The organism is Methylobacterium sp. Leaf87 (genome assembly GCF_001422775.1).
In the GTDB taxonomy this organism is placed as follows: domain Bacteria; phylum Pseudomonadota; class Alphaproteobacteria; order Rhizobiales; family Beijerinckiaceae; genus Methylobacterium.
On sequence record NZ_LMMI01000016.1, the window covers coordinates 26,060 to 41,443 of the forward strand.

Consider the following 15,384-nt stretch of genomic DNA (forward strand, 5'->3'; position numbering starts at 1 on the left):
CGGCCTGGCCGCTATCGGCCCCGCCAGTGTGGCTCCAACGCTACATCTTGGCTGTGGAAAGTCGGTTAGCTTGCCCTTCGATCGGGCAACTCGCTGGGGATCATAAAAAATGAAAAAGCTTCTGACGTCTTTCGCAGCCTTCACGGCTCTCACGGCTGCCGCCACGGCCGCCGACCTTCCGCGCCGCGCCGCTCCGCCGGTGTTCGTGCCGGTGCCGGTGTTCACCTGGACCGGCTTCTACGCCGGTTTCAACGCCGGTTACGGCTTCGACGCCGGTAACGACGTCGCCACCCCGGCTGTCGTCGCCACGGGCGCTTCGGGCATCTTCCGCGCTCCCGGCCTGGTCGGCGGCAACGGCGCTGTGATCTACAACAACAGCCGCTCGCAGGAAGGCTTCACGGGCGGTGGCCAGATCGGCTACAACTACCAGTTCACGCCGGGCTCCGGCTTCGTGATCGGTGTCGAGGCCGACGCCCAGTACGTCGACTTCGGTCGTGACCGCAACCGCGTCGCCGGTTTCGTCGGCACCCCGAACCCGGATCTGACGTTCGTCAACCCGAACGGCATCTCCAGCCTCGACTACTTCGGCACCGTGCGCGGCCGTATCGGTTACGCCTTCGACCGCGTCCTGTTCTACGGCACCGGCGGCTTCGCCTACGGCGCCGGCAGCGCCGAGCGTTCGTTCGGCGGCTTCCGTGGCAACGACGATTTCCGCACCGGCTACGCTGCCGGCGGTGGTATCGAGTACGCTCTCCCGACCGACTCCTTCCTGAACTTCTTCCGCTCGTCCGCCGTGACGCTGAAGGTCGAAGGTCTGTACGTGAACCTCGATCGCACCGCCGCCAGCAACGTGTTCGCCGTGTCCAACAGCACCGGCCTGCAGTTCCGCACCGGCACCCCCTACGCTACCGCTACCGGCGGAACGCGTGGCCGCGACACCGAGTTCGCCGTCGTCCGCGCCGGCCTGAACTACAAGTTCGGCTCGTACTAGGCCCTAACGCTTCCGGTATCCGGAACTTGGGAGGCCCGGCCGCAAGGCTGGGCCTTCTCTGTTCGGGGCCGAGACGACGGACAAAAAAGCCCGGCGCGCGAGCGCCGGGCTTTCGGTTTCCAGTGGTCAACGGCGCGCTTAAGCGCTCGCCTGAATCCAGCGCGAGAGATCGCCCTTCGGCGCCGCGCCGACTTTCTGGCTGGCGAGTTCGCCATTCTTGAAGATCAGCAGCGTCGGGATCGAACGGATGCCGTACTGCGCCGCGATGCCGGGGTTCTCGTCGACATTCACCTTGGCGATCTTCACCCGCCCCTGGAGATCGGTGGCGATCTCCTCGAGGGCCGGGCCAATCTGCCGGCAGGGACCGCACCACTCCGCCCAGAAATCCACCACGACGGGCTCGACGGACTTGAGAACGTCCTGCTCGAAACTCGCGTCGGTCACTTTCACCGTCGCCATCTTCGTCCCTTTCGCATGCCTTCGCGCCGGAGCGCGTCCCGTCCGGGTCGGGCGGGTGCGCCGCATCGTCGGCGGCGCTTCGTCACGAGACTTGGCAATGCTGGGTCGGGCGGTCAAGGCGGTGCGCGCCGTCCGCAGGGCAGCACACCGGCCGCCTCATGCGTTGTCCACCGACCCGAGCGCTCGCCTCCACCGAACCTTGCCTCCTCGAACCCCCGCCTCCTCGAACCCCCGCCTCCCCGAATCCCTGCCTCCCCGAATCCCTGCCTCCCCGAATCCCTGCCCCCCGAACAATGTCGGAGGCGTGGGCTCGTTTGCCACTCACGGCAGTCTCCGGCCGACGCACCCTCGCGAATGGCCGCGCTCCGTCACCCGGCGGGACTCGCCAAACTGCCCCTCTGGCCCCATGTGCTCTCTACCCGTGCGCGCTTCGGCAGCCGGACGGGAGCGTTCGGCTGCCCCGTTCGTGGGTCGGCTGGACATGGTAGGATCCAGTCTCGGCAAAGTCAGGCCACGACAAGACCCGATTGCGATAGGACCGGACACGGCATCTCGCCGCCATGGAGGACAATCCGACGTGAAGCGCATCTCCCAGACCCTGCTCGCGACCCTCGCCCTCGCCGGTCCCCCCTTGGGCGCCATCGCACAGGAGGCGGGCGGTACCGCACCTCGGCAGCCACGGGTCGAGGGCGAGGCCTTCACTGCGCCGACCTCCGACGCCGCCGGCACGACGCCCGCCGAGACCGAGGCACCCAACACGACCTATAAGCCGCTTCTGCCGAACCAGACCCGGGCGCCGAAGCCCGCCGAGGCCACCAAGGTCAAGACGGAAACGGTGGCCAAGGGCCTCGACAGTCCGTGGGCCCTCGAGTTCCTGCCCGACGGCCGCATGCTGGTCACCGAGAAGGGCGGCACCCTGCGGATCCTCTCGAAGGACGGCACGCCCGGTGCACCGATCCCCGGCGTGCCGAAGGTCGATGCGAAGGGCCAGGGCGGTCTTCTCGATGTCGCGCTGAGCCCGAGCTTCGTCGCCGATCGGTTGATCTATTTCAGCTATGCCGAACCGCGGGAGAAGGGGAACGGCACGACGGTGGCTCGCGCCAAGCTCATCGAGGACAAGGGCGTCGCTCGCCTCGACGAGGTGAAGGTGATCTTCCGTCAGATGCCCACCTACGACGGCGACAAGCACTTCGGCTCGCGTCTCGTCTTCGCACCGGACGGCAAGCTGTTCGTCACCGTGGGCGAGCGCTCCGACAAGGGCCCGCGGGTCCAGGCCCAGGATCTCACAAGCGGCCTCGGCAAGGTCTTCCGTATCGACACCGACGGCAATGCCGCCAAGGACAACCCGTTCACGGGCGGCGAGAAGGCCAAACCCGAGATCTGGTCCTACGGGCATCGCAATGTCCAGTCCGCCGCCCTCGACCCGCAGGGGCGGCTCTGGACCGTCGAGCACGGTCCGCGCGGCGGCGATGAACTCAACCGGCCGCGACCCGGCGTGAATTACGGCTGGCCCGAGGTGACTTACGGCATCGAGTATTCCGGCGAGAAGATCGGTGAGGGCAAGACCCAGGCGGGCGGCACCGCCCAACCGGTCTATTACTGGGACCCGGTGATCGGCCCCTCCGGCATGGCGCTCTACACCGGCGACAAGTTCCCGGCCTGGAAGGATGCCTTCCTCATCGGTGGCCTCTCCAGCGGTGGCCTCGTGGCGATCAAGCTCGACGGCGACAAGGTGGTCACCGAGGAGCGCATTCCCCTGGGTGAACGCATCCGTGACGTGAAGGTCGGGCCCGACGGTGCGGTGTATGCCGTCACCGATGGTGCCGGTGGCAAGATCCTGAAGCTGACGCCGGGCACCTGAGGCCGCGCGAAGCCCGCCGGGTTAACCGGCGGGCGCCGAGGCGGCGCGGATGGCCGCGAGACTGAGGCTCGACGGCTCGTCCAGCCCCGCCACGCGGACGTGATCGGCACCCGTTTCCAGCATGAGCGAAAGAGCATCGCGCACGGGAGCATCGTACGCGATGACCGGCCCGTCCTCGCTGGATCCAAGCCGGGCGAGATCACCGACGTCGAGGCCGGCGAGACGCCGGAGGGCCCGGTCAGGCCCGACGAAGTCCGCCACGAACCCGTCGGCTGGTCGTGCGAGCAGACGATCGGGCGTATCGGCCTGGATGATGCGGCCATCCCGCATGAGGACGATCCGGTCTCCCATTCGAACGGCCTCGTCGAGGTCGTGCGTCACCAGGATCACGGTCTTGTTCAGGCGCTTCAGTATCGCGCCGATCTCGGTCTGGAGGCGACCGCGCGCCACGGGATCGACGGCGCCGAAGGGTTCGTCCATGAGCAGGACCGGCGGATCGGCGGCCAGAGCCCGGGCGACGCCGACGCGTTGACGCTGCCCGCCCGAGAGTGCGTCCGGCCGGCGGCCCCGGAATTCGTCGGGATCGAGGCCGACGAGGTCAAGCATCGCGTCGATACGCGCGGCGGTGCGAGTTTTCGACCAGCCGAGAAGCTCGGGCACGGTCGCGATGTTGCGGGCCACGGTCCAATGCGGGAACAATCCGACGCCCTGGAGCACGTAGCCGATGCGGCGGCGCAGGCGGATCGGCTCGATGCCGGAGAGAGCCTCACCCGCGAGGTGGATGGTGCCCGCATCCGGCTCGACCAGCCGGTTCACCATCCGCAGGGTCGTCGACTTACCGCAGCCCGACGGGCCGATGAGCGCGCAGGTCTCGCCCTCCGGAATCGTCAGGTGGATGGCGTCGACGGCGGGGCGGGCGGCATCCGCAAAACGCTTCGAGACGCCTGTGAATCGGATCATCCCGTGTCGCCTGCGCCGTCAGCAGCCCTTGCAGATGGACCCCATGGTGGTGCGCATCTTCGAATCCCATGCCTTGTCGCGCGTCGCGGCTGCGCGCTGCGCCTTGGCCATATCGGCCTCGGTGTTGGCACGGGTGAACGGTGCGTTGCCGGCCCGGCCCGGCGGCTTGGTGACGCCGGTGGCTGTCACCGTGCGGCCACCCGGCGCGGCTGGCGCCTGGGCGACGGCGGCGGCCGCCAGCAGCGGCAGGGCGAGGGCGGCGACGAGGAGGCGGAACATCGAGATGACCCTAGATCCGTAGGATGTGACGCACGGCGATCCCGCGCGCGGCGATCCACCCGCGAGCGAACGCACGATCATAAGGCCCGCCCCATCGCGCGCAAACGTTGGGCCGTCTGTGGCGTGCGCGACGGCACGTAGCTTGGGGGATTAAGGGGCTCGTCCGAGCGCGAATGCCGAAGATCGATCTTCGCCTCAAGACCGGCTGAGGAAACCAATGGGTTCGCGGCCGGGCTGGCCGAGCCAGAGCAGGACCGCTCCGAACCCCAGACCGAGGAGAGCGGCCGGGGCCAGAGTGAGGGGAAGTACCAGGATCTGCCAAAGCCAGGGGGCTACCCCCTCGACTGCCCCCTGGAGCGCGCTCGCCCGATCCTTGAACAATGTGAACAGCAGATCACTCAGGCTCGTCATCCGCACGCCGTTGTTGGCGATGGACCGGGCACCGTCATAGACGAGGCCAACGAACCCCCCTGCGAGGAGAACGAGGCCGAGGAAGCGGCTGAGGAAACGAAGCATCGCACCCGGTCACACCCGCCGGCGTCGCGCCGGCCGCTGCCTGAGTACGAGCGCCCGACTTCCCGTGCAAGGTCCCGGCGATCCGGGCGGCGAGAGCCGCATTGCCGTGCCTGTCTCGCACGTGCGAAACCAGCGCCGCCGCCCGGGGGACCCGCCTTGATCCAACAGACTTCGACCGAACTCGCTCGGACCGATCCGCATGCCACCCTCGCGCTCGTGATCTTCGATTGCGACGGTGTGCTGGTGGACAGCGAGCCGATCAGCCTCGCTCGCCTCACCTTCGGACTCAACCGCATCGGTGTGCCCATAGACGTCGACACCGTCCGCGTGCGCTTCGCCGGTACGTCGATGGTCTCGATCATGGCGCATATCGTGCGCGATTACCCCGTCACCGTGCCGGACGACTTCGTGGATGTGGTCAAGGCCGACACCCTACGGGCCTTCGACGAAGGCCTCACGGCGATGCCCGGCGTAGCGCTGGCCATTTCGGGCCTTTCCCTGCCGCACTGCGTCGCGTCCAGCAGCGATCCGGTCCGCCTGTCTCATACCCTTGGACTGACGGGCCTGTTGCCCCTGTTCGGGGACCGGGTCTACTCCTCCACGATGGTGGCGCGCGGCAAGCCGGCGCCGGACCTGTTCCTCCATGCCGCCGCCGCCATGGGCATTCGGCCGGGCGCCTGCCTCGTCGTCGAGGACAGCGTGCCGGGCGTGCAGGCGGCCCGGGCGGCGGGCATGCGTGTCGTCGGCTTCGTCGGCGGCGGCCACTGGGCCCACGACCGCACGGGCGCCGATCTCATCGCCGCCGGTGCCGCGCGGGTGTTCACCGATTTTTCGGCCTTTGCGGAGGTGGTTGCCACCGCCTGACGCCCAACCGAAGGAAGCCATCGTGCGGGACCTCGTTGGAGGCGCATCCTGCCACGTTGGACCATGCATTCGAAAGATCGATCCGTTGACGAATAGGCCGCCGCACAGCATCTTTGGGGTGTTCGGCGGCGAATTTCACCGCCTCTGCACCGCGGTGATTTGAAGTGTGTAGCTTGCGCCGCGTCACCAAACGCTAAAGCACTGCGATGCGCCCGCGCCTCGGGGTCCTTGCTCGATGAGGATGACTTGCCGTGCTGACTGTATTCCTACCTCGGTCTTACCTGAACACCCGCGATTGCTGTCGACGCTGACCACACAATGGACCGTCCCGCAATGCGAAGTCCGGCCGCGCGCCGGCATCAGGAATTTCCGATCCCATGTCGTATCATCACGCTGAAACCACCGCCCGCGCCCTGAATCGCCGTCCCGCCGTTCCGCCGCTCACCGAGCTGCAGGCCATCCGGGCTCGCAACGAACTGCACGTCGATCGGTCGCTCCGCGCCGCGCAAGTGCCCGCGCCGACGCGAGTCATCGAGATCGGAGAGGTGACGGCCGGAATCGCGGTACCTGAGAATGGCGGCGTGCGATTCTTCTCCTCGCAGCGCGATTTCGACCCCCTCGACGGGACGGTGTTCGGCAGCGTCGAGCAGGCGGCACGCGCCGCGCGCGAGCGGTTCCGGGCCCGGTCGGGTGCGCGGGGCCGCCCGGTGCAGGACAGACGCCTGCGCGCCGTCTGAGACGCCCGCACGCGATCGAAACGGAACGCCGTGCCCTTTCGGAGGCGCGGCTTTCCCGCGTCGAAGTTCGCGTGCTCAGTAGCGCCTGTTCACAAGTGCCCGTTCACTTGCACTCGTCGCGGGTGCGCTTCATGGCTTCGTTGAAGCCTGCCAGAGCGTATTCGTCGCTCGTCGGATTTCCCTTGAGGGACGTGGTTCTGACCTGAAGCTTGGCCGTGCGGGCCATCTCGGTGACGACGCGCGCTTCCTCGGCCTGGTTCTGCAGCCAGGCGTTGTTGTCCTTGGTCACGAGGCCGTAGCGCGTGGCGCCGAGGTGGATCGCCGGGTCCGTCGCGGCCGCGCCGGGTTTGGCGGCGCCACCTGCCTGACTTCCGGCGGGCTTGGCCGGGAAGCCCAGCATCACCGCGACCTCGTTCTGGATGTTCTCGGCCTTGCGAACGGTGACGAACAGGTAGGCCGTGTCCCGCTTGAGGGTTTTGGGCGAGCGCGTCGTCGGCTGGGCGATGGCGTAGCAGACCCGCGTCCTGCCCTGCCCGCTGGCGAAGACGTTCCAATCTCCGAAGATCGCCACGGGGGTCGCCTGCTGCATTCCCGGCGCCGACACGGGCTTGGCCGTGCCCTTCGCGTCGCGCGTACGGCGGCGCTTGCGTGGGGATTCGGCTTCCTCGGGAGCCGCCTCCTGCGCCTGGGCGACGCCGGCGCCGAGGGGCGATCCGGCGCCGGTCAGGGCGGTCGGCCCGCACAGGAGGGCCGTCGAGAGCCCGAGGATGAGGCAGCGGCGGACGTCGAGGTGCATGGGGAAACCTTGTGGGACGCGCGGGCATCGGACCGGACTGCTCGACCGGTGCGATGCTCCGGCGCTCTGCCTTCGCATCGATGTTGTTTGGGTCCACGGCCGGCCCTCAGGACGCGTGGGCCTCGATGGCAAAGCTGGGGACCGGCATCGCGGCCATCGGAACGTCGCGGCCTGGCATCGGCCGTTCGAGGGGGATGGTCTGCGCCTGAGCGATGGACTGGACCGGAGGCGGCGACGGCACCGGAGCGGTGATCTGCACCGTCGGTAGGGGGCGCGGCTTCGGATCGTTATACGGCGTGTTGTAGCATTTGCGAACGGAGGCCCAGAACGCGGCACGCTCGGCCTCGCCGAGGCGAGCCAGGGCGACGTCGATGCGGTCCGTGGCCTGCGCCGCGAAAACGGGGGTGTCGTCCGGCGTAATCCAACTCTCGACGGGCATGCGCGCGATCTCCGAAGGGCTCGGGCCTGGTCTAGGCAGGATCACATAGCTGGGCCGTGAACGCCACGCGTCACCGCCCAGCTTTTTTCGTGCGGGCCGGGTTCTCAGGCGTCTTTCCCGAGTTGTTCGAGCCAGCGCGTGGCCTGGGCCCGCACATTGTCCGGGGCCGTCCCGCCGTAGCTCGTGCGGCTCGACACCGAGTTCTCCACGCCCAGGACCGCATAGACCGCGTCGGTGATCCGCGGCTCGGCCGCCTGCATCTCGTCGAGGGTCAGCTCCTCGAGGCCGACGCTCCGAGCGGAGGCAGTCCCGACGAGGCGACCGGTGACGTGGTGGGCCTCACGGAACGGCAAGCCGAGTTCCCGCACGAGCCAATCGGCGAGGTCCGTGGCCGTGGCGTAGCCGGAGCCGGCGGCGCGCGCGAGAACGGGGGCGTTGGGCTCCAAGTCGCGCACCATGCCGGTCATGGCGGCAAGACACAGGGACAGGGCCTGGAGGGCGTCGAACGTACCCTCCTTGTCTTCCTGCATGTCCTTGGAATAGGCGAGCGGCAGGCCCTTCATCACGACGAGAAGGCCCGTGAGGGCGCCGATGACGCGTCCGGATTTGGCCCGGACCAGTTCGGCCGCGTCCGGGTTGCGCTTCTGCGGCATGATCGACGAGCCGGTGGTATAACCGTCCGACAGGCGCACGAAATCGAACTGTGCCGAGGTCCACACGACGAGTTCCTCGGCAAAGCGCGAGAGATGCACGGCGCAGATCGAAGCAGCGGCGAGGGATTCGAGGGCGAAGTCGCGGTCGGCCACGGAATCGAGGGAGTTCGCCGTCGGCCGGTCGAAACCCAGGGCCGCGGCGGTGGCGTGCCGGTCGATGGGGAAGGACGTACCGGCGAGCGCGGCGGCACCCAGAGGACACTCGTTGAGACGGGCACGGGCATCACGGAACCGGCCGCGGTCGCGCGCCAGCATCTCGACATAGGCGAGGCAATGGTGGCCGAAAGTGACCGGCTGGGCCGATTGCAGGTGGGTAAAGCCCGGCATCACCGTACCGGCATGGGCTAGCGCCTTTTCGGCCAGCGCCCGCTGGAGGCCGGCGGCCTGGATGTCGAGGCCGTCGAGGGTGTCGCGCACCCACAGCTTCATGTCGGTGGCCACCTGATCGTTACGTGAGCGCGCCGTGTGCAGCCGCCCGGCCGCCGGGCCGACGATCTCGGTCAGCCGGCTCTCGATGGACATGTGGATGTCCTCGAGTTCGCGCTTGAACACGAAGCCGCCGGCTTCGATTTCATCGCGCACGGCCTTGAGACCGTCTTGAATCGCCGCCACATCGGCGGCAGGCAGGATGCCGGCCTGCCCCAGCATCGCTACGTGCGCCAGGGAGCCGCGGATGTCCTGGGGCGCGAGGCGCTTGTCGAACCCGATGGAGGCGTTGATCTCCTCCATGATCTCGGCGGGGCCGCTCGCGAAGCGCCCGCCCCACATCCGGTTGCTCATGCTGTCCCTGATCCTTCCAGTCGCCCCGCCTGCCAAGCCCGAGACGCAACGATGATGCCCGGCGCCCGCTTCACACTGGCCGCCGGAGCCATCCTCGTCGCCGCGCTCGGCGCGGGGCTTGCCGTATACGGGACGGGCTCGACCGGCGGCAACTCCGCCGCGCCCTGTGCAGGTTCCGCCGAGGCGGCTAGCCGGATCGCGCCGCTGGCGCGCGGCCAGGTGGCCGCCCTGCAGGTCTCACAGAAGCCGGTCGCCGCACCCGCCCTGGCGTTCAAGGGACCGAACGGCACCGAGGCCACCCTGGAGGGGATCAAGGGCCTCCGGCTCGTCAACCTGTGGGCGACCTGGTGCGCGCCGTGCAAGGCCGAGATGCCGGCCCTCGACCGGCTTCAGGCGCAACTCGGCGGCGCCGATTTCTCCGTGGTGGCCATCAACATCGACACACGCAACCTCGACGCACCGCCGGCCTGGCTGACCCAGAACGGCATCGCCGAACTCACCTACTACGCCGATCCGGGCGGGCGCGTCCTGCCGGCGATCCAGAAGGCCACCGGGTCCCTCGGCCTGCCGACGACCCTTCTGATCGATGGCGCCGGTTGCACCCTCGGGGTGATGAAAGGGCCGGCCGAATGGGACAGCGCCGATGGATTGCGGCTCATCTCGGCGGCGTTGGGGCGCGGGTAAGGACATCGGAGCGGGGGGCGTCCCGTCGGGCCGCCCCTCTCGCGCGTCGCGATCGCGGCGTGGCGGCAGGCACCGGATTTTCGAACGGGAGTTCGCCGATCAACTCGCCGTTGTAAAAGCCACTCGAAATCATCGAGATGGTGTTCGCCGACGTCATTCCAGGAAATTGGGTGAGAAATAGACTCTCGCCCAATCATCCAGGTTGTAAATCTTCGAAAATTCCAAACTAACAAGGATTTCTGCGTCCTTAGTTATCTGAGTGCGGGAATTCGATCACGTATTGATGCCGATTATTGGATCGACGGAAATGATTGCTGAATTTTGCTTGTAAGACATTCGTCTCAACAAGTGGAGAACTTATTTAACGTTCTGCAGGCATCGTTTGTCGGTCCACCATCAGTATGGCTCGCGCATCATGTTCCTCGGCACATTGTCTATCCGGACGAAGCTGTTCCTGAGCTTCGGCCTCGTATTTCTGCTCGTTGCGGGAATCGGAGGCTCGGCACTCTTGCAGTTGCACGCCGTGAACACCGTCGCACGCGAGATGCGCGACGAGCGCCTGCCGAACATCCAACTCCTCGGCAAGATCCAGGTCCTGGTCCTGCGGACCCGTACCAACGGAGCCCGGGTGATCACCGCCGATACGCCCGAGCTGCGCGCGGAGATCCTCGCGACCCTGACCAAGCGCGAGGCCGAAATGACCACCCTCCAAACCGCATTCGAAGCGCGGTCGAAATCACCGGAGGCCGAAGCCCTGACGGCGGCCTTCCGGACGAGTTGGGTCGCCTACAAGGCGTTGCAGGCCTCCGTCATCGCGCACGTGAAGGCCGGAGAGACCGCCACGGCGCAACGCATCTACAACACCGACATGTCGACGGGGGTGAATCTGGTGCTCGGCCCCCTGCAGAAGATGGCCGAACTCGAGGAGCGCGAGGCGAGCGTGAGCGGCGCCCATGCGCAGGACACCTACGACACGGCACTCCTCACCACCCTGATCCTCGTCGGCGTCGCCTTGGTGATCGCCGGTGGCGCCGCCGCCGGTCTCGCCCTCGGCGTGAGTCGGCCCCTGCGCCGGATGACGGAGACCATGGGCCGCCTCGCTGACGGCGACACCGGGATCACCGTTCCGGGCGCCGGTCGGGGCGACGAGATCGGCGCGATGGCGAGCGCCGTCCAGGTGTTCAAGGACAACATCATCGCGACCCGTGTCCTTGAGGAGGAATCCCGCCTCGCCCGCCTGGACGCCGAAGCCCAGCGCCGGTCGGCGACCCTCGGCCTCGCCGATCGGTTCGAGGCGGCGGTGGGCGGCATCGTCGCGCAGGTGAGCGCTGCGGCGACCGAACTCCAGGCGACGGCTGGCAGCCTTTCTGCCACGGCCTCCGAGACCGCGGAACGCTCGACGGGCGTGGCCGTGGCATCGGACGAAGCGGCCAGGAACGTCACGACCGTCGCCGCGGCCGCCGAGGAGCTCGGCTCCTCCGTCGCGGAGATCGGCCGGCAGGTCCACGGGTCGGCGAAGCTGTCGCGCCTCGCCGTGTCCGAAGCGAGCGAGACCGCTGCCCTGGTGCGCGACCTCAGCGAGACGGCGGCCCGCATCGGCGATGTGGTCGCGCTGATCTCGACCATCGCGGGCCAGACCAACCTCCTGGCGCTCAATGCCACCATCGAGGCGGCACGCGCCGGCGAGGCCGGACGGGGCTTCGCCGTGGTCGCCTCGGAAGTGAAGGAACTCGCCAACCAGACAGCCCGGGCCACCGACGAGATCACCGGTCAGATCGGCCGGATCCAGGCTTCGACGGGTCAGGCGGTCACGGCCATCGCGGGGATCACGACCCGCATCCGCGAGATCAGCGACGTGGCGAATTCCATCGCGGCGGCCGTCGAACAGCAGGGCGCCGCGACCCAGGAGATCGCCCGCAACGTCAGCGAAGCCGCCGCCGGAACCGGGGAGGTCACCCGCAACGTAACCGGCGTCGCGATGGCGGCCGAGGAGACCGGCGCCGCCGCCGCGCAGGTCCTCTCCTCCGCATCGGAACTGTCGCGCCAATCCGAAGATCTCAGCGCCCAGGTGTCCCACTTTCTCGCCACGGTGCGCGCCGCCTGACGCTTGATTTTCTCCGAAAGAGCACGATCCGGCGACGGCCCGGCATCCATCCGGATCGCATCCGAGCACCCCGGTTTCGATGCCCGTCTCACACGAACGGTGACCTTCTCGCCGAGCACCGTCGGGCGGGTCGGTTAGAAAATGACCACCTGCCTCGCGGCAGGCCATCATCGAACGGTCGTTCGCTAACCTCATCCCGCCAGTCCTGTGTCCCACTACCGACGGCGCTTCCAGCTGCCGTTCGATATCAAAATGCCCAGGTGGTGCTAAAACCACCGCAACGGTGCCAGCGCTCCGAGCATGCGACTGGCCATGGCACTCGATGGGTAATGCACATGACCACCAAGCTCGCGGAAGAGGTTGCACGCGCTACGGCTACGGGCCGCCGTCGAGCAAAAGCATTCTCCGGTTTGGGCGGCGCCGAACAGTTACCGTGGGCTGTGATCGAGGCCTTCGATGCGGATGTCCGAGGCCATGTGGAGCGCGACCGTCGCATCGAGGAGGAGCGGGACCGCGTTCTCATCGCAGCGGTCGGGCTGGCCGAGACAAGGCCCGAGGATGGCGCTGAGGCGCTGGCAGCCGCGCGGACACGCCTCACGGATGCCATCGACTATCTCGAACAGGCGGTCCTGCGGTTCGGGATCGTCAACGCCCAGGCGGCTAAGCGTGGCCTCGGCGATCATGGCCAACGCGTCGCCGCCCACATCTGATAGACCCGATGGCGACGCTGGGCCGTCTCCGTGGTGTCAGTCGACGACCTTCAGGTCGTTGAGGGCGACGTCGCCGTTCTGGCTCGAGAAGCGCGGCGCCGTTCCGTTGGTTTGCTGGACGCCGGAGATCCGGTGATCGCCGCTGTCGTAGGTGGTGCGCTGGCCGTCGATCTCGACGAGGAGACGGTGAGCATCGGGGAAGAACGCGTAGCGCATGTCATTCTGGCCGCCGCTGCTGGCGGGTTGGCCGAGCTCCCGTGGCCACCAAGGCTCGGTGCCCTTCATCGGCTCCATGGGCTTCATCGGCTCCATGGGTTTCATCGGCTCCATGGGTTTCATCGGCTCCATGGGTTTCATCGGCTTCATCGGTTCCACGCGGCGTCTCCTTGGCGTTGGGATGGGAAGGCTTGGCTACGCTCGAACGCCGCGAAGGTTGCACCGCACCCACGTGCGGCATTGAATTTCCGCCCCCCCACGCGCATATCGCGCGCATTCGGGTAGCCCCGTCGCAGTGGCACCGTCGGGGATGTCCCGGCGGGGACGCCCGTTCCGGTATACCCTTCCCATCACACCATTCGGAGGCGGACCCTTGAGCGACACCGTGGAGCGGCACGAATTCGGTTCCGAGGTCGGGCGCCTGTTGGACCTCGTGGTCCACGCCCTCTATTCCGACCGTGAGATCTTCCTACGCGAACTCGTGGCGAATTCGGCCGACGCCATGGACCGGCGCCGCTTCGAGGCCCTCACGGATGCGGCCTCCGCCCTGCCGCCCGACGCCAAGATCCGCATCGTCCCCGACAAGGACGCCCGCACCCTGACCCTGTCGGATGCCGGCATCGGCATGACCAAGGCCGAGCTCGCTCAGAACCTCGGCACCATCGCGCGCTCGGGCACGCGCGCCTTCAGCCAGTCCCTCGGGGACGCCAAGGCGGAGGACCGGCCGAGCCTCATCGGCCAGTTCGGCGTCGGTTTCTACTCCGCCTTCATGGTTGCCGACCGTGTCACCGTCACGTCGCGCCGTGCCGGATCGGACGAGGCCTGGACCTGGGCCTCGGAAGGTCAGGGCAGCTACACCCTCGAGCCGGCGACGCGCCCCGAGCCCGGTACCGACATCGTGCTCCACCTGAAGGAGGATGCCGGCGAGTACCTCGAAGGCTACCGACTCGACCACGTCGTGCGCAAATGGGCCGACCACATCACCGTACCCATCGCCCTCGTCGAGGAGGGCAAGGAGGAGACGATCAACCAGGGCACCGCCCTGTGGCGCAAGGCGAAATCCGAGATCACGCCCGAGCAGTACACGGCGTTCTACCGCCATGTCGGCATGAACTTCGATGAGCCGTGGGCGACCCTGCACTGGCGGGCCGAAGGCGCCCTCGAATTCTCGGCGCTGCTGTTCGTACCCGGCATGAAGCCGTTCCAGGCCGTGGAGAACGAGCGCGCCAGCAAGGTGCGCCTGCACGTCCGGCGCATGTTCATCACCGACGAGGCCGAACTGCTGCCCTCCTGGCTGCGATTCGTCCAGGGCGTGGTCGACACCGAAGACCTGCCGCTCAACGTCTCCCGCGAGATGCTGCAGGCGACTCCGGTGCTCACCAAGATCCGCCGCGCGGTGACGGGCCGAGTCCTGACCGAGCTCACCAACCGGGCCAAGGACGCGGAGGGCTACACGCCGTTCTGGGAGAACTTCGGCCCCGTCCTCAAGGAGGGCATCTACGAGGACCATGAGCGCCGGGCCGAGATCGCCCCGCTCCTGCGCTTCCACTCTTCCGCCGTGGAGGGGTGGACCTCGCTCCCCGATTACGTGGCGCGGATGAAGGACGGCCAGGAGGCGATCTACTACCTCGTCGCCGACGATGCCGACGCCCTGCGGAATTCGCCCCAGCTCGAAGGCTTCCGCGCCCGCGGCGTCGAGGTGCTGCTGCTCTCCGACCATGTCGACGCGTTCTGGCCCGAAACCCTCGGCCGGTTCGACGACAAACCCCTGCGTTCCATCACGCAGGGCGCTGTCGACCTCGCGAAGTTCGCTGGCGTTGAAGACGGCGCCGAGGTCTCGGCCTCCGTCGAGGCCCTGGTGACGGCGTTGAAGGCTGCGCTGACGGCGGACGTCTCCGAGGTGCGCGCCACGGGCCGCCTGGTCGAGAGCGCCGTGGTGCTTTCCGCCTCCGGCGCCGGGCCGGATCTGCAGATGCAGCGGCTCCTGCGCCGGGCCGGGCGCGGCGGCGGCAGTCTGCCGGTCCTCGAGATCAATCCGCGCCATCCCCTGATCCGGTCGCTGGCCGACCGGGTCGCGGCGGAGGCCGACATTTCGGATGCCGCCGGCACCCTCCTCGACCTCGCCCGGGTCCAGGACGGCGACACGCCGCGCGACCCCGTCGCCTTCGCTCGCAAGGTGGCGGCCGCCCTGGCCGACGCCTCGACCGGCCCTTCGACAACCGCCGCATGATCGCACGGCGCGCCCGACCCGGCTCCATCGCGCGGGCTCGGGCGC

General features: G+C 68.0%; 16 protein-coding genes. 8 read left to right on the forward strand and 8 right to left on the reverse strand.

Going from position 1 to position 15,384, the window contains the following annotated elements:
* The first annotated feature begins 109 nt into the window (after positions 1 to 109).
* Positions 110 to 991: a porin family protein gene (locus ASF22_RS11040; protein ID WP_056171252.1), complete on the forward strand. Its 882-nt coding sequence runs from the start codon at positions 110 to 112 to the stop codon at positions 989 to 991.
* 138 nt (positions 992 to 1,129) lie between these two features.
* Here the strand turns inward: ASF22_RS11040 and trxA are convergent, their stop codons facing one another.
* Entirely contained in the window at positions 1,130 to 1,450 is a 321-nt protein-coding gene (gene trxA / locus ASF22_RS11045; protein ID WP_056088302.1) for a thioredoxin, read from the reverse strand.
* A gap of 577 nt (positions 1,451 to 2,027) precedes the next feature.
* Between trxA and ASF22_RS11050 the strand changes: the two genes are divergently transcribed.
* The gene (locus ASF22_RS11050; protein ID WP_056171250.1) at positions 2,028 to 3,311 is read left to right on the forward strand and encodes a PQQ-dependent sugar dehydrogenase; all 1,284 of its coding nucleotides are present in this window, start codon (positions 2,028 to 2,030) and stop codon (positions 3,309 to 3,311) included.
* Between the two features lie 21 nt (positions 3,312 to 3,332).
* Here ASF22_RS11050 and ASF22_RS11055 read toward each other — a convergent pair whose 3' ends face one another.
* The 3 genes from ASF22_RS11055 to ASF22_RS11065 form a co-directional block, all read right to left on the reverse strand.
* Positions 3,333 to 4,271, reverse strand: a complete 939-nt coding sequence (locus ASF22_RS11055; protein WP_056264069.1) for an ABC transporter ATP-binding protein — start codon at positions 4,269 to 4,271, stop codon at positions 3,333 to 3,335.
* Positions 4,272 to 4,289: 18 nt separating this feature from the next.
* Positions 4,290 to 4,550 (reverse strand): hypothetical protein, encoded by a 261-nt coding sequence (locus tag ASF22_RS11060; protein ID WP_056171246.1) that lies wholly within the window; start codon positions 4,548 to 4,550, stop codon positions 4,290 to 4,292.
* Between the two features lie 195 nt (positions 4,551 to 4,745).
* Positions 4,746 to 5,066 carry a hypothetical protein gene (locus ASF22_RS11065; RefSeq protein ID WP_056171245.1) on the reverse strand — a complete coding sequence of 107 codons (321 nt, stop codon included), beginning with the start codon at positions 5,064 to 5,066 and terminating at the stop codon, positions 4,746 to 4,748.
* A 156-nt stretch (positions 5,067 to 5,222) separates the two neighbouring features.
* Between ASF22_RS11065 and ASF22_RS11070 the strand changes: the two genes are divergently transcribed.
* On the forward strand, positions 5,223 to 5,930 hold the full coding sequence (locus tag ASF22_RS11070) for an HAD family hydrolase (protein WP_244473764.1): 708 nt from the start codon (positions 5,223 to 5,225) through the stop codon (positions 5,928 to 5,930).
* Positions 5,931 to 6,406: 476 nt separating this feature from the next.
* Positions 6,407 to 6,667 (forward strand): hypothetical protein, encoded by a 261-nt coding sequence (locus tag ASF22_RS11075; RefSeq protein WP_082483644.1) that lies wholly within the window; start codon positions 6,407 to 6,409, stop codon positions 6,665 to 6,667.
* A 103-nt stretch (positions 6,668 to 6,770) separates the two neighbouring features.
* On the opposite strand, the gene ASF22_RS11080 is transcribed toward ASF22_RS11075, so the two are convergent.
* The 3 genes from ASF22_RS11080 to argH form a co-directional block, all read right to left on the reverse strand.
* A complete protein-coding gene (locus ASF22_RS11080) occupies positions 6,771 to 7,463 on the reverse strand; it encodes a hypothetical protein (protein ID WP_056264072.1) in 693 nt (230 codons plus the stop codon).
* Positions 7,464 to 7,569: 106 nt separating this feature from the next.
* Complete coding sequence (locus ASF22_RS11085) at positions 7,570 to 7,902, reverse strand: hypothetical protein (protein WP_056264075.1); 333 nt, start codon at positions 7,900 to 7,902, stop codon at positions 7,570 to 7,572.
* Positions 7,903 to 8,006: 104 nt separating this feature from the next.
* Positions 8,007 to 9,395 (reverse strand): argininosuccinate lyase, encoded by a 1,389-nt coding sequence (gene argH, locus ASF22_RS11090; protein WP_056171239.1) that lies wholly within the window; start codon positions 9,393 to 9,395, stop codon positions 8,007 to 8,009.
* 54 nt (positions 9,396 to 9,449) lie between these two features.
* On the opposite strand from argH, the gene ASF22_RS11095 reads away from it, so the two are divergent.
* The 3 genes from ASF22_RS11095 (at position 9,450) to ASF22_RS11105 (ending at position 12,893) form a co-directional block, all read left to right on the forward strand.
* Positions 9,450 to 10,079 carry a TlpA disulfide reductase family protein gene (locus tag ASF22_RS11095; protein WP_056171289.1) on the forward strand — a complete coding sequence of 210 codons (630 nt, stop codon included), beginning with the start codon at positions 9,450 to 9,452 and terminating at the stop codon, positions 10,077 to 10,079.
* 415 nt (positions 10,080 to 10,494) lie between these two features.
* Entirely contained in the window at positions 10,495 to 12,183 is a 1,689-nt protein-coding gene (locus ASF22_RS11100; protein ID WP_056264186.1) for a methyl-accepting chemotaxis protein, read from the forward strand.
* Between the two features lie 335 nt (positions 12,184 to 12,518).
* Positions 12,519 to 12,893: a hypothetical protein gene (locus ASF22_RS11105; protein WP_056264188.1), complete on the forward strand. Its 375-nt coding sequence runs from the start codon at positions 12,519 to 12,521 to the stop codon at positions 12,891 to 12,893.
* A gap of 36 nt (positions 12,894 to 12,929) precedes the next feature.
* Here the strand turns inward: ASF22_RS11105 and ASF22_RS11110 are convergent, their stop codons facing one another.
* Positions 12,930 to 13,259, reverse strand: a complete 330-nt coding sequence (locus ASF22_RS11110) for a hypothetical protein (protein ID WP_244474262.1) — start codon at positions 13,257 to 13,259, stop codon at positions 12,930 to 12,932.
* A gap of 223 nt (positions 13,260 to 13,482) precedes the next feature.
* On the opposite strand from ASF22_RS11110, the gene htpG reads away from it, so the two are divergent.
* Complete coding sequence (htpG, locus tag ASF22_RS11115) at positions 13,483 to 15,339, forward strand: molecular chaperone HtpG (RefSeq protein WP_056264078.1); 1,857 nt, start codon at positions 13,483 to 13,485, stop codon at positions 15,337 to 15,339.
* Positions 15,340 to 15,384: the final 45 nt, after the last annotated feature.